The 12,365-nt window shown below is 59.3% G+C and carries 15 protein-coding genes; 5 read left to right on the top strand and 10 right to left on the bottom strand.

What is annotated here, in order from left to right; all coding sequences use genetic code 11:
* Nucleotides 1-43 precede the first annotated feature (43 nt).
* Nucleotides 44-868 (top strand): c-type cytochrome, encoded by an 825-nt coding sequence (locus HY29_RS11190; RefSeq protein ID WP_051601427.1) that lies wholly within the window; start codon nt 44-46, stop codon nt 866-868.
* A 16-nt stretch (nt 869-884) separates the two neighbouring features.
* Here the strand turns inward: HY29_RS11190 and HY29_RS11185 are convergent, their stop codons facing one another.
* Together HY29_RS11185 and HY29_RS11180 are read right to left on the bottom strand one after the other, a co-directional pair.
* A complete protein-coding gene (locus HY29_RS11185) occupies nt 885-1,727 on the bottom strand; it encodes a C40 family peptidase (RefSeq protein ID WP_034796811.1) in 843 nt (280 codons plus the stop codon).
* A gap of 24 nt (nt 1,728-1,751) precedes the next feature.
* Nucleotides 1,752-2,138, bottom strand: coding sequence for a MarR family transcriptional regulator (locus HY29_RS11180; protein WP_241765189.1), 387 nt, complete (start codon nt 2,136-2,138; stop codon nt 1,752-1,754).
* A 133-nt stretch (nt 2,139-2,271) separates the two neighbouring features.
* Between HY29_RS11180 and HY29_RS11175 the strand changes: the two genes are divergently transcribed.
* Together HY29_RS11175 and HY29_RS11170 are read left to right on the top strand one after the other, a co-directional pair.
* Nucleotides 2,272-2,751: a transcriptional repressor gene (locus HY29_RS11175; protein ID WP_051601426.1), complete on the top strand. Its 480-nt coding sequence runs from the start codon at nt 2,272-2,274 to the stop codon at nt 2,749-2,751.
* A gap of 11 nt (nt 2,752-2,762) precedes the next feature.
* Nucleotides 2,763-3,671 carry a thioesterase family protein gene (locus HY29_RS11170; protein WP_338390433.1) on the top strand — a complete coding sequence of 303 codons (909 nt, stop codon included), beginning with the start codon at nt 2,763-2,765 and terminating at the stop codon, nt 3,669-3,671.
* Here the strand turns inward: HY29_RS11170 and HY29_RS11165 are convergent.
* Nucleotides 3,668-4,861: an amino acid aminotransferase gene (locus HY29_RS11165; protein WP_034796800.1), complete on the bottom strand. Its 1,194-nt coding sequence runs from the start codon at nt 4,859-4,861 to the stop codon at nt 3,668-3,670. The genes HY29_RS11170 and HY29_RS11165 overlap by 4 nt on opposite strands.
* Nucleotides 4,862-4,998: 137 nt before the next feature.
* On the opposite strand from HY29_RS11165, the gene HY29_RS19205 reads away from it, so the two are divergent.
* Nucleotides 4,999-5,832, top strand: coding sequence for a DUF1206 domain-containing protein (locus tag HY29_RS19205; RefSeq protein ID WP_034796798.1), 834 nt, complete (start codon nt 4,999-5,001; stop codon nt 5,830-5,832).
* Between the two features lie 3 nt (nt 5,833-5,835).
* Here the strand turns inward: HY29_RS19205 and HY29_RS11155 are convergent, their stop codons facing one another.
* From HY29_RS11155 to hppD, 5 genes are all read right to left on the bottom strand, one after another.
* Nucleotides 5,836-6,465: a CoA transferase subunit B gene (locus HY29_RS11155; protein WP_034796796.1), complete on the bottom strand. Its 630-nt coding sequence runs from the start codon at nt 6,463-6,465 to the stop codon at nt 5,836-5,838.
* Nucleotides 6,465-7,172, bottom strand: a complete 708-nt coding sequence (locus tag HY29_RS11150) for a CoA transferase subunit A (RefSeq protein ID WP_034796794.1) — start codon at nt 7,170-7,172, stop codon at nt 6,465-6,467. Before HY29_RS11150 ends, HY29_RS11155 begins: the two co-directional genes overlap by 1 nt.
* Nucleotides 7,173-7,218: 46 nt before the next feature.
* A complete protein-coding gene (locus HY29_RS11145) occupies nt 7,219-8,229 on the bottom strand; it encodes a fumarylacetoacetate hydrolase family protein (protein WP_034796792.1) in 1,011 nt (336 codons plus the stop codon).
* 62 nt (nt 8,230-8,291) lie between these two features.
* Nucleotides 8,292-8,843 (bottom strand): VOC family protein, encoded by a 552-nt coding sequence (locus tag HY29_RS11140; RefSeq protein ID WP_034796790.1) that lies wholly within the window; start codon nt 8,841-8,843, stop codon nt 8,292-8,294.
* Entirely contained in the window at nt 8,843-9,934 is a 1,092-nt protein-coding gene (hppD, locus tag HY29_RS11135) for a 4-hydroxyphenylpyruvate dioxygenase (protein ID WP_034796788.1), read from the bottom strand. The genes HY29_RS11140 and hppD overlap by 1 nt, the downstream gene beginning before the upstream one ends.
* Before the next feature lie 94 nt (nt 9,935-10,028).
* Here hppD and HY29_RS11130 point away from each other — a divergent pair, with 94 nt between their 5' ends.
* Nucleotides 10,029-10,496, top strand: coding sequence for a MarR family winged helix-turn-helix transcriptional regulator (locus HY29_RS11130; RefSeq protein ID WP_034796786.1), 468 nt, complete (start codon nt 10,029-10,031; stop codon nt 10,494-10,496).
* Between the two features lie 36 nt (nt 10,497-10,532).
* Here the strand turns inward: HY29_RS11130 and HY29_RS11125 are convergent, their stop codons facing one another.
* Both HY29_RS11125 and HY29_RS11120 read right to left on the bottom strand, forming a co-directional pair.
* Nucleotides 10,533-11,480, bottom strand: coding sequence for an alpha/beta fold hydrolase (locus HY29_RS11125; protein WP_051601438.1), 948 nt, complete (start codon nt 11,478-11,480; stop codon nt 10,533-10,535).
* A gap of 38 nt (nt 11,481-11,518) precedes the next feature.
* On the bottom strand, nt 11,519-12,256 hold the full coding sequence (locus HY29_RS11120) for a DUF4197 domain-containing protein (protein WP_034796783.1): 738 nt from the start codon (nt 12,254-12,256) through the stop codon (nt 11,519-11,521).
* Nucleotides 12,257-12,365 lie beyond the last annotated feature (109 nt).

Here is a 12,365-nt window from a genome sequence, read left to right as displayed (position 1 = left end):
CGCCAAGACGTTATGACCAGACAGATTCGAAGGAAGAACCCCCATGGGAGAACTCGGTCTCAATAAGATTTTCGGTGCGCTGCTGGCCACCGCCCTCGGCCTGTTCGCTCTGCACGAACTGTCGAATGTCGTATTCAGCCATGGAAGCGAAGGCGGCCATGGTGAAGAACACGCTGAAACCACCTCCATGTCGGAGCAGATGTGCGCCAAGTTCGCCTACTGCGTCGATGTTGCTGATGCAGGCGGCAGTGGCGGCGAAGAGGAAGAGGTCTTCGATCTCGGCCTTCTGCTTGCCAATGCAGACGTTTCCCGCGGGGAGCGGACCTTCAAAGGCCAATGTACCACGTGCCACACGATCGAAGCCGGTGGCTCGAACGGTACCGGGCCGAACCTGCACAATGTGGTTGGTGCCGAAAAAGCCCACCATGCAGGCTTCAACTATTCCGCCGCACTTTCCGGCATGGGTGGCTCATGGACCTATGAGAATCTCAACCAGTGGCTGACCAATCCGAGCTCCTATGCCCGTGGCACGTCAATGTCCTTTGCCGGCCTGCGCCGCGATGCTGACCGTATCAACGTGATTGCCTACCTGGCCTCCAACACGGAAAACCCGCCGCCCTTCCCTGAGCCGCTTCCGGCCGCTGAAGAAGGTGGTGACGAAGCTGTAGAGGGCGAAGAAGCCACCACGGAAGAAGGTGCCGCACCTGCGGAAGCAACGGACGGTCAAGACGCAACGACCGAAGAGGCTGCTCCAGCTGATGAAACCGTGACGGAAGCCGTAGAAGAAGACGCTGATGCGGCGGACTCCACAGCTGAAGAAGCTTTTGAAGAAGAAGCTCCGACACCGACGGAAGAAGAAGGCGAGTAAGCCTGACGGCGCGGGGTCAGGCCATCCAGGCTGGCTTCGCCCCTCTTTCAGATGAAACATCTATACGCCGGGCCCCTATGGGCTCGGCGTAATAGTTTGCGATACGGGTAATTGCGCCTTCCAGCGGCTCCACTGCGACCGCCATGTGCCAGGCATTGGCATGCATCATGTGCTCGGCGTCCATCATGATGCCGACATGACCTTTCCAGAAAACAAGGTCGCCGCGTCGCAAGGCACCCGACGACCGCCAGTCAGGAATGTCCCTTCCTGCCCAGGCGTATTGCATGTCACTGTCGCGCGGCAGCAGGACACCCACAGCCTCAAAAGCCTGTTGCATCAGGCCGGTGCAGTCGATCCCGACACTCTGCCGCGCGCCCCAGAGATAAGGCGCGCCCAGGAAGCGCTCTGCAATCGCGGCCGGATCGCTCTCCAGCGCATTCAGTTCAGCCACATGCCGCTTGTGCACCCATCCGGCGCGATCGGCATGTAACCAGTCCCCTTCCCGTCCGCTGACGGTCAGGCGCGCGCCGAGACTAAGCAGGCTATTCGGCGCAGACTTCAGATCCGGCTCGGAATAGGCATGGGCCAGTCGCGTGGAAATCTTGTGCGAGGGCTCAAAAACGGTTTCGGAGAGACCTTCAAGCGGCGCCCATCCCACGTAGCGGTCCCGACGGCACTGAACGCGAGCAAAGCCGCCCTGCCGCTCGTAGACGTCTACAATCTCCCCATGCAGGACTTGCGTCGCCAGGCGGGCGCCTGAATGAGGGTCTTCATACAGGCCCAGCGCAGCCGCAATCACCTGACATGCGTCAGGCTCGCCATCTGGGCGCTTTAGTCTCTTGTCATCAAATTCCGGCATGCCGAGCCTCGCCTTGCGGCACCTTTAGGCAGCGGCGGTCGAGTTTCCACCTGCCTTTTTCGGCGCCAGTTCAGAGTCATCCTTGCCGGAAGCTGCGGCAAGAACAAGGCCGGAAAATGTGCGCAGATAGCTCATTCCGGCAGGTGTGCGCTCAATGAAGATATTGCGCAGATCGCTGTCATCCTTGATGCGGCGAATGAAATCGAGACGCGACAGCGCATCCAGGGCGCGCGTCACAGCCGGCTTGGCAATATTCAGATGCTCTGCCAGCCCCCGCACCGTATGCGGGCCGGGGGTCAGCGCAATGGTCATCAGGATGGCCTGCTGGCGGGCTGTCAGGTCGGGTGCGTCAGAGCGCACGGAAGCCGTTACAGCGCGACGCCACAATTCAAGACCCTCACGCTCAGACATTCCCATGGCTCTACCCTTGTTTCTTCGCTTTGTTGGAGAATCTCAGCTGATTTGCAGAGGCCGTCTAGAGGCCTAAGCTGTAAAGCTGGGGACAGGTCTTCACATTCGGCGCAAAACGCACGACATTAGGGACATGACCCACGCGCACGAAGATATTCATCCCAATATGCCTTGCAGCCCGCAGGATGTGGACGCATTCCTGCTGGAGGCCGAGGCCCTTGTGGCCCGCCAGGGCCAGCGCATGACCCGCATTCGCCGCAAGGTGTTGCGTCTGCTGCTGGAAAGCGAAGAACCGGCCAAGGCGTATGATTTGCTGGCCAATCTCGATGGAGAAGGCTCGGCAAAGCCACCGACCATCTATCGTGCCCTGGATTTCCTGCAGGATACGGGCCTTGCCCACAAGATCGAGAGCCTCAACGCCTATGTTGCCTGTGGCCATGCCAGCCACAGTCACTCGGCCGTGTTCCTGATCTGCGACACGTGCAATGCCGCTGAAGAGCTGCACGCCACTGCCACAAGCGAAGCCCTGCGCGCCGAAACCAATGCGGCGGGCTTTCACATGAACCGTGCCGTCGTCGAAGTGCGCGGCATTTGCCGGGACTGCGCCGCGTGATCACTTTATGGATGGGGAGTTGCAATCAATGGGATTGCGACGAGATGGGGCACATGAATGTGCGGGTCTATCTGGAAAAACAGATGGAAGGCCTGGCGGCATTTGCCGTGAATCTCAACATGGCGCACGCCTTCCGCAAGGATTCGCCCTCCACAATCATTCCGGTTGACCAGCATATCCGTTTCATTCGCGAAGTGTTGCCGGGGCGCCCCCTCAGCATGAAAGGTTGCCTGCTGGAAACCGGGGAAACGGACGCTCTGGTGTATCAGGAGCTGCGCCATTCCGACGGGGCGCTTGCTGCCGCCATGCGTACCCGCGTTGCGCATGTGGATGCCACCGCCCGCGAACCCTTTGCCTGGAGCAGCCGCACCCGCGAAGCCTTCAGCGAGTATATGGATACGGCGCCCGAAGAATCTGCCCCGCGCTCTGTGGACCTGTCACACCCCGGCTTGCCTGTGGAAGAGATCACACTGGAGCGGGTCAAATCCTGCGGAGCGCCCATGATTGGCAGAGGCGCTGTGCCAACCCAGCATCTGGACGTCCATGGGCGGATGTATCCCTACTGGATGATCGGGCGCACATCTGACTCCGTGCCGAACCTTCTGTTCAACTGGCGCAAGCGCGTGGCGGAATCAGCCGGAGACCGCCGCATGGGCGCAGCTGTTCTGGAATACCGCATTCGCTATCACGCCATGCCGATGGCGGGAGACCTCTATGAGATCTATTCCTCCTTTGGCGGAGCAAGTGGGAAAACCCATGCCCTGATCCACTGGATGATGAACCCGGCCACAGGAACCCCCTGGGCCACGATGCAGGCAACAGCGATCACGCTGGACCTGGATGCCCGCAAGGCGATCCCTGCCCCACCGGAAATGGTGGAGGAGCTGACAGACATCGCTCCTCCGGGATTGGCGGTTTAGGCGTCCTTGGCGATAATCTCTGCGATGGCAGGGATATCTTTCGTGTTCAGGCCCGCAATATTGATGCGGCCCGAATTCGGCATGTAGAGGCCGCTCTTTTCACGCATGGCCGCAATCGCATCCTTTGACAGCGGCAGCTGGCTGAACATGCCGTTCTGGTGCGCTACGGCGCCAAGACGATTGGAGCCTGTCTTGCTGACCAGTTGCTCAGCCAGGGATTTGCGTAGCGAGATCATCCGTTCACGCATCTGGGTGAGTTCGGCTTCCCACTCTGCACGCAGCTCTGCATCCCCGAGAATGGTCGCAACGATGGCCGCGCCATGCGCTGGTGGCATGGAATAGCTGGCGCGCGCCAAAGAGGCGACATGCGTCGCGGCGGCGGCGATCCCTTCGGCAGATTCCCCGACGGCCATGAAACACCCCGCGCGTTCGCGGTACAGGCCGAAATTCTTTGAACAGGAATAAGAGATCAGTGCCTCCCCTGCCGTCTCGATGAAGGCGCGCACGCCGGCAACATCCTCATCCAGACCATTGGCAAAGCCGTGATAGGCGACATCCAGCATGGCAATCAGGCCACGTTCCTTCACCAGCGCGCCCACCTTGCGCCAATCCTCAACAGTCAGGTCGATGCCGGTCGGGTTGTGGCAAGGCCCCTGAATGATCAGGCCGTCGCCTCGCTCTGCCTTGGCGATGTCTGTCAGCATGGCGTCAAGATCCAGCTCTCCGGTTTCCGGATCGGCATACGCATACTCGGCCACATCCAGGCCTGTGAACTTCACGACGTTCGGATGGTTGGGCCAGGTCGGATTGGAAACCCAAACCTTCTTTACACCCATACGCTTCATCAGGCCCGTTCCCAGGAACAGCGCGCCGCATCCGCCCGGCGCCGTGAATGACAGGGTACGGCCTTCCTTGACGGCGGCAGCACCTTCGCCAAAGACGAAATTCTCGATGGCGGCGCAATAGTCCGTATTCCCGCGCGGACCTTCATACACTTTGGTCGTCTGGGTTTTCAGGATTCTCTCTTCCGCCTTTGCGACCGCAGACATGACAGGCGTTTCCCCGGCCTCGTTCCGGTAGACCCCTACGCCGAGGTCAAACTTATCATCGCGCGGATCTTCACGATATGCAGCCATCAGGCCTAAAAGAGCGTCTGGTGGCAGGGCGGTCAGGGTCGAGAATTGGGACATGTTGCGATCCGTTTCTGGAGTGGAGGAACGCGGCGGACATTAGGCATTTGCCCCCCCTCTCGCAACCATTCAGGGGCATGTTTGGGAACCTATATCCGCACTGCGGATTGTTTTGTCACACCCTTGAAAGGCAGGACATGAAGCAAACGGCAAATACCGCCCTCGAATGGCTCATGCGCGCTGGGTATGGCGCGCGCGGGGTCGTCTACTTGATCGTCGGCGGCATTGCCCTGTTTGCAGCAATCAATGGCGGTGAAGCGGAGGGAACATCCGGTGCGCTTGAGTTTCTGATCCGCCAGCCCTTTGGAGCCGTTCTGCTGGGTATCACAGCCCTGGGCCTGTTTGCCTACACGCTCTGGCGCTTTGTCGACGGTGTGATGGACCTCGAAGATGAAGGCGATGATGCCAAAGGCTACGCCAATCGTCTTGGTCAGATCATGTCAGGACTTACCCATGCGGCGCTCGGCGTTTCAGCCATCCTTATTCTGATCAAGGGGGCGGAAGACACAGGTGGCGGGGGCAGCGGCGCAGAAAATTGGAGCGCGACGCTGATGCAGCACCCAATCGGTCGCCTCGTGGTCATCGCTGCAGGCATCACGACGCTGTCTGTCGCAATCTATCTTTTCTACAAATCCTGGGCTGCCGCACACCGGAAAGATATTATCCGCACAGATATGGCCGAAATGCTGGAGCCTGCGGTCCGGTTCGGCCTCGCAGCACATGGTTTCGTTCTGCTGATCGTCGGCGGCCTTATCCTGTGGGCCGGTGTTTCCGCGAATGCAGACAAGGCGGCCGGGCTCGGTGAAGCCCTTCAGATACTGGAAACACAGCCCTTTGGGCGCACGTTGCTCGGCCTTGCGGGCGCAGGCCTGTGCGGATTTGCCGTGTACTGCTTTGTGATGGCCCGCTACCGCATGGTGCCGAAACTGGCAGGCGACACGCTCAAAACGCTCGCATCGCCCATAGACTGATGCCTACTCGACCAGGGTCGCCTCTGTCTTGGATTTCACTTCATCCATCGTCACGCCGGGGGCCAGTTCGATCACTTTGAGACCGCCTTCGACCACATCCATAACGCAGAGATCGGTAATGATCCGGTCAATCACGCCCGTGCCGGTCAGCGGCAGGGTACATGCCTTCAGAACCTTGGACTCGCCCTTCTTGTTGGCATGATCGGTCACGACGACGACGCGGCCAACACCGGCCACAAGGTCCATTGCGCCGCCCATGCCCTTCACCAGCTTACCCGGGATCATCCAGTTAGCGAGATCTCCATTCTCGGCCACTTCCATCGCGCCGAGGATGGCCATGGCGATCTTGCCGCCGCGGATCATGCCGAAGCTGGTCGCGCTGTCAAAATATACAGACTGCGGAAGTTCGGTAATCGTCTGCTTGCCCGCATTGATCAGGTCCGGGTCTTCTTCGCCTTCATAGGGGAATGGCCCCATGCCCAGCATGCCGTTTTCCGATTGCAGCGTGACGTTCACGCCGTCCGGAATATGGTTTGCCACCAGCGTCGGAATCCCGATGCCGAGATTCACATACATGCCGTCTTCAAGTTCCTGCGCCGCCCGCGCAGCCATTTGGTCACGATCCCAGGGCATCAGGCGCTCTCCTTCTTGCGGACGGTCCGCTGTTCGATGCGTTTTTCGAATTCGCCCTGTACCAGGCGGTGCACATAGATACCCGGCAGGTGGATGGCATCCGGGTCCAGTTCACCAGGCTCGACAATCTCTTCCACTTCCATGACGCAGACCTTGCCACAGGTCGCGGCGGGCAGATTGAAGTTGCGCGCCGTCTTGCGGAAGATCGCATTGCCGGTCGTGTCCGCCTTCCAAGCCTTCACAATGGCCAGGTCAGCGAAGATGCCCTCTTCCAAGATATAGGTCTCGCCGTTGAAATCCTTGTGCTCTTTGCCCTCGGCGATCATCGTGCCGACGCCGGTCTTGGTATAGAAGCCCGGAATGCCCGCACCACCAGCGCGCATTCGCTCTGCCAGCGTGCCTTGCGGATTGAATTCCAGTTCCAGCTCTCCGGAGAGATACTGGCGCATGAATTCGGCATTCTCGCCCACATAGGACGAGCACATCTTTTTCACTTGCCGTGTCTGCAGCAGCACGCCCAGACCGAAATCATCGACTCCGGCATTGTTGGAATAGACTGTCAGGTCTTTCGTGCCCGCATCGCGGATGGCCGCGATGGCCAATTCCGGAATGCCGCACAGGCCAAAGCCGCCTGCGGCAATCGTCATGCCGTCAAACAACAGGCCATCCAAAGCCTCTGCGGCTGTTTTGTAGATTTTGCTCGCCATTAAGTGCAGGCCTCCCCTTAGGTAATGCTGCGGTGCAGCGAGATTTCTAGACCTGCTCGACAGTTTGTTCAATGGCACCGAAGATCGAATGTCCTGCTGAGTCGAGCATTTCGATGCGCACCGTGTCGCCGGGCGACATGAAAGGTGTCTTGAACTCGCCCGTGGCGATCTTCTCGATCATGCGGATCTCTGCGATGCAGGAATAGCCCCGACCGCCTTCGGATACGGGTTTGCCTGCGCCGCCATCGGCATCCTTGTTGGAAACCGTGCCGGACCCGATCACCGTGCCGGCGCTGAGCGGGCGCGTCTTTGCGGCATGTGCCACCAGGCGCGCCAGGCTGAAGGTCGCGTCCTGCGCCGCTTCTGCGCGCCCGAAAGGTTCGCCATTATAGTCCACATGCAGCGGCAGGTGCACCAGGCTGTCCTTCCAGGCATCGGCCAATTCATCCGGCGTCACAGCGACCGGTGTAAACGCGCTCGGCGGCTTGGACTGGAAGAAACCGAATCCCTTGGCCAGTTCGCCTGGGATCAACCCGCGCAGCGACACATCATTGCACAGCATCACCAGCTTGATGTGGCTGGCGGCATCCGCCTCGCTAACGCCCATGGGCACATCATCGGTGATGACGGCGATCTCCCCTTCCATGTCACAGCCCCAGGCGACATCGCCGAGCGGGATGGCATCACGGGGGCCAAGGAAGGCATCAGAGCCGCCCTGATACATCAGCGGATCATCATAGAAGCTTTCAGGCACTTCCGCGCCGCGCGCTTTGCGGACCAGTTCGACGTGGTTGATGTAAGCCGACCCGTCCGCCCACTGATAGGCACGCGGCAGCGGGCTTTCGCAATCATGCTCGTGAAAGCGCGCTGTCGGAACAGAGCCGAGTTCTACCTGCTCTGCCAGCTGTTGCAGTTTCGGGGCGTAGACGTCCCATTTGTCCAGCGCCGCCTGCAGGGTCGGCGCAATGCCAGCCGCATCTGTGTAGCGAGTCAGGTCTTTCGAGACGACAACGAGGCGGCCATCTCGGGCGCCATTCTTAAGGGTTGCGAGTTTCATGGGGATGCTCCTCCAAAATAACTTGTCTAGCGCCCCCTCTCCCGATGGAGAGGGGGAAAGCATCAGCTCTCTTCCGCGATCTTCTCATGCAGCCACGCAGCGTGCCGTGGCGCTTTCTTCGTCGCGCTCCACTCTTCGATCATCGGGTCAGCAACATCTTTCAACTGTGCCATCTGTTCCGGCGTGCCGATGTCTGCGGCCAGTTCGATGCGGTGGCCATTGGGATCAAAGAAGTAAATCGACTTGAAGATGCCGTGATGCGTGGGCCCGAGCACGTCCAGCCCCATGCCTTCGAGATGAGCCTTCGTCGCCAGCAACTCATCCAGCGAGCCGACGCGGAATGCAATATGCTGCACCCATTGCGGTGTGTTCCGGTCACGGTCCATATCCGGCTGGGTCGGCAGCTCGAAGAAGGCCAGCACATTGCCGTTCCCTGCATCCAGGAAAATGTGCATGTACGGATCATGCTCGCCCGTGGAGGGCACATTGTCCTCCGCGATGGCCAGCTGGAAATCCATGCCCAGCGCATCGCGGTAGAACTGAACCGTCTCCTTCGCATCCTTGCAGCGATAGGCAACGTGATGGATGCCCTTGAGAGGTGCAGGCGCTGTCATTACGCGTCCTCCGATACCTTGAGTGCTCCGCGATTGATTTGGTCACGTTCCATGCTTTCGAACAAGGCCTTGAAATTGCCTTCGCCAAAGCCCTGCTTGTAGTCACCCACACGCTGGATGAATTCGAAGAAGACCGGGCCAATTTGCGTTTCGGCAAAGATTTGCAACAGAAGGCGAGCGTCGCCCTCTTCGGTCGTGCCGTCCAGCAGAATGCCACGCTTTTTCAGGGCGGCCACATCGCGGCCATGGCCCGGAAGGCGCTCTTCCAGCATCTCGTAATAGGTGTCTGGGGGCGGCGTCATGAAGGGCACGCCAATCTCTTTCAGCTTGTCCCAGGCCTCGACGAGGTCATCACAGATCAGCGCGATATGCTGAATGCCTTCGCCATTGAATTCGCGCAGGAATTCCTCGATCTGGCCTTTGCCGCCCTCGCCTTCTTCATTCAGCGGAATGCGGATCTTGCCATCCGGCGCAGTCAGCGCCTTGGAGGTCAGGCCGGTATATTCGCCCTTGATGTCGAAATAGCGGATTTCGCGGAAATTGAAGAGCTTCTCGTAGAAGTCCGCCCAATACTTCATACGGCCGCCATAGACGTTGTGGGTCAGGTGGTCGACCAGATGGAACCCGGCCCCTTCCGGATTGCGATCAACGCCCGGCAGGTATTCAAAGTCGATGTCGTAGATATCCAGATCGTCGCCATAACGATCAACCAGATAGATGATCGAATTGCCGATGCCGCGAATGCCTGGAATGTGCAGTTCGCTGGGGCCCGTATCCACTTGCACAGGCTCTCCCCCCTGCTCCAGCAGATGGTCATAGGCCTGGCGAGCATCTCGAACACGGAAGCCCATGCCGCAAGCGGACGGGCCATGCTCGCGCGCGAAATACCAGGCTGCGGATTTCGGCTCGTAATTGGTGATGAAGTTGATGCCGCCCTGGCGCCACAGCTCAACATCCTTTGTGCGGTGGCGGGCCACCCGAGTGAAGCCGATGGTTTCAAACACTTTTTCCAGATGCCCTTTTTCAGGGGCGGAAAATTCAATGAATTCGAAGCCGTCCAAGCCGGCTGGGTTCTCGAAAAGGTCTGCCATGGCGCCCTCCTGATGAAATTTGGTGTTGGGATGCTTTATTAGTTTCATATGTAACTAATTGACAAGCAGACTTCAAGCCTGAAACAAGCGGGGCATGTCAGATGAAGAGAAAAAGACCCGGCTCCGCCTTCGCGAATTCCTGCCCTATAGACTGTCTGTTCTGTCCAACACGGTCTCGCGTGGCATCGCAAACCTGTATGATCGGGAGTTTGGCCTGACGATCTGGCAATGGCGCGTCATGGCTGTCACAGGCGATGCGCCGGGCATCAGCGCAACAGAAATCGGCCAGCGCACAGCCATGGACAAGGTGGCCGTCAGCCGGGCGATCGCAGGCCTGATCGAAGTGGGCCATATCGAGCGCAAGACGTCAGAATCCGATGGCCGCCGCTCGGAACTTTTCCTCACAAAGGCAGGACAGGACATCTATGAAATGATCGTCCCGATTGCGCTGGACGCCGAACGCAAGCTGATGGAAACACTCAGCAGCGACGAACAGGACCAGCTTAATCGGCTGATGCAGAAACTCGCCGCCAGCGCCTCGCCGGACCGGCCTCTCTGGTAGCGATCAGTTGAGCGGCAAGCGCGCCAAAGCCCGCCCTCAGCCCGTCCTGCGCCGACGTACCTTGAGAGAGCGTTCGACAAAGGCGTCTTCTTCCAGCGTGAACCGTTCGATCAGCCGTGCCAGGAAAGCCGACAGCTGGTCGCGCACTTCATAGGGCGCTTCCATAGGCAGGAAGTGCGTCGTGCCCCTCACGGCCTTCATCATCATTGCCGGATAGGCCATGATCAGACGCGCCCGCACCTTGTCGCTGATGGCCGAATTGCGCGTCGGGCGCAGAATGGTCATCGGGATCTTGTGTTTCTTCACGCGGCGCAGCGCGCTCCACGGTCGGTTGCGCTGAGCGGTATAGGTGGCCGATTCCCATTTCGGATCGCACAAGAGGCGCCATGTCTGCTCATCACTGTCAGCAGGCTTTTCGTCCGTCCGCTCCAGACCATCCAACAAATAGTCTGCCAGGAAGGGTTCCCGCCAGGTCTCGAAGGCACCCCGCCCGGTATAGGATTCCAGCGCCTCGCGAAATGAGCCGAATTCCGCCCGCCGTTTCTTCGCCTGCCGCGACAGGGAAGTGCCACGCGTGGAGAGCAGGAAGGAGACTGGCGCCAAGATGTGCTGCCAGAAATAGACCTCCTTCGACATGATGACCGGATCGGCCAGAACCAGCCCCTTCACAAGGTCAGGCCGTTTGCCAGCCACCAACAAGGCGACACAGCCCCCCATGGAATGTCCGCCAAGGATCACGCCATGCGGCGCTTCCTTTTCCAGCCATTCGATCACATCGTCACGGTGACGTTTCCAGGATTTCATCCGGCTCGGCTTGGCGGGCATTGTCGAGCGGCCATGCCCCCTCATGTCCAGTGCCGCCACACGCTGGCGCAGGCCAAGCGGAGCGAGCAGAGACTGATAGGTCATGGCATTAAAGCCTGTGGCGTGAAGCCAGACCGCACTGAAGGGTTTGATGGGGTCACCAAATTCAATGCCGGCCATTTCGCCGCCCGTGGTGGATTCGTGCCGAAAACGCCGCATCAGCTATAAGCCCCGAAAACACGGCGCAGCAGGTCAGTCGTTCTGGCAAGCGGATTCTCGCGAATCTTCTTCTCCTCCTGCGCCACATAATAAAACATGCCGTCCAGCCCCAGAGTTACAGCATGATTGGTCAGTTCCCCCTGAAGGGATGACGTGACACCTCCCACACCATAATTTGAGGCTACTTGTTCAAGTGACGTGAAAGCGCCTGCTTCTGCAAGGGACGTTCTCACATAAGGTGTAAACGACGCACGCAATTGCGGTTCTGTCCGGGCGCGCAGATAATCTGTCGCGGCGGTGTGTCCGCCTTTCAATATCTGCACAGCATCCTGGATGGTCATCTGGCGAATGGCGCCAAGGATTAGCGCCCTACCTTCCGGTACAGCCGCCTCGGCAGCCCGGTTCATGCGCAATTCCAGATCATCGAGCGGCCCACTTGCGCCTATCTTTGACAGGGAAGACTGAATGTCTCGATATGTTCCGGGCAAAGGTATGCGGATTTTCGGGTCACCAAAATAGCCATTTGTCCGGCCCAATTGTCGGGCAACCTGATTGGTCCCGATCGTCAGCGCCTCACGTAGGCCGGCATCGATTTCCGCCTGGGTGAGCGGCCCCTGACTGGAGGGCTGGCCCAGCACATCACCCAACACACGTCCGAAATCCCCCGTACTGCCCGTGGTCGCGCACCCTGCTGGCATCACAGCCAGACAGGCCGCGGCGAGAATGACACGCTTCATGACCAACCTCCCGGAATCGCCGTGAATACGGCGAGTCATATGACCGTACTCGACGGTGCTTTCCTTTTGAAGCCGTGTTGGCAAGCAATGTGCAGAGTGCAAAACCTTA

Origin of the sequence: Hyphomonas beringensis (genome assembly GCF_000682755.1) — a bacterium.
GTDB classification, from domain to species: domain Bacteria; phylum Pseudomonadota; class Alphaproteobacteria; order Caulobacterales; family Hyphomonadaceae; genus Hyphomonas; species Hyphomonas beringensis.
The sequence above is the reverse complement of the archived record's forward strand: the minus strand, read 5'-3'. Positions and strand labels throughout refer to the sequence as shown.

What these genes read in the sequence shown, in the direction of transcription:
- HY29_RS11190 (WP_051601427.1), top strand. Translation starts at nt 44, where the DNA reads ATGGGAGAACTCGGTCTCAATAAGATTTTCGGTGCGCTGCTGGCCACC.
- HY29_RS11185 (WP_034796811.1), bottom strand. Translation starts at nt 1,727, where the DNA reads ATGCCGGAATTTGATGACAAGAGACTAAAGCGCCCAGATGGCGAGCCT.
- HY29_RS11180 (WP_241765189.1), bottom strand. Translation starts at nt 2,138, where the DNA reads ATGTCTGAGCGTGAGGGTCTTGAATTGTGGCGTCGCGCTGTAACGGCT.
- HY29_RS11175 (WP_051601426.1), top strand. Translation starts at nt 2,272, where the DNA reads ATGACCCACGCGCACGAAGATATTCATCCCAATATGCCTTGCAGCCCG.
- HY29_RS11170 (WP_338390433.1), top strand. Translation starts at nt 2,763, where the DNA reads ATGGGGAGTTGCAATCAATGGGATTGCGACGAGATGGGGCACATGAAT.
- HY29_RS11165 (WP_034796800.1), bottom strand. Translation starts at nt 4,861, where the DNA reads ATGTCCCAATTCTCGACCCTGACCGCCCTGCCACCAGACGCTCTTTTA.
- HY29_RS19205 (WP_034796798.1), top strand. Translation starts at nt 4,999, where the DNA reads ATGAAGCAAACGGCAAATACCGCCCTCGAATGGCTCATGCGCGCTGGG.
- HY29_RS11155 (WP_034796796.1), bottom strand. Translation starts at nt 6,465, where the DNA reads ATGCCCTGGGATCGTGACCAAATGGCTGCGCGGGCGGCGCAGGAACTT.
- HY29_RS11150 (WP_034796794.1), bottom strand. Translation starts at nt 7,172, where the DNA reads ATGGCGAGCAAAATCTACAAAACAGCCGCAGAGGCTTTGGATGGCCTG.
- HY29_RS11145 (WP_034796792.1), bottom strand. Translation starts at nt 8,229, where the DNA reads ATGAAACTCGCAACCCTTAAGAATGGCGCCCGAGATGGCCGCCTCGTT.
- HY29_RS11140 (WP_034796790.1), bottom strand. Translation starts at nt 8,843, where the DNA reads ATGACAGCGCCTGCACCTCTCAAGGGCATCCATCACGTTGCCTATCGC.
- hppD (WP_034796788.1), bottom strand. Translation starts at nt 9,934, where the DNA reads ATGGCAGACCTTTTCGAGAACCCAGCCGGCTTGGACGGCTTCGAATTC.
- HY29_RS11130 (WP_034796786.1), top strand. Translation starts at nt 10,029, where the DNA reads ATGTCAGATGAAGAGAAAAAGACCCGGCTCCGCCTTCGCGAATTCCTG.
- HY29_RS11125 (WP_051601438.1), bottom strand. Translation starts at nt 11,480, where the DNA reads ATGGCCGGCATTGAATTTGGTGACCCCATCAAACCCTTCAGTGCGGTC.
- HY29_RS11120 (WP_034796783.1), bottom strand. Translation starts at nt 12,256, where the DNA reads ATGAAGCGTGTCATTCTCGCCGCGGCCTGTCTGGCTGTGATGCCAGCA.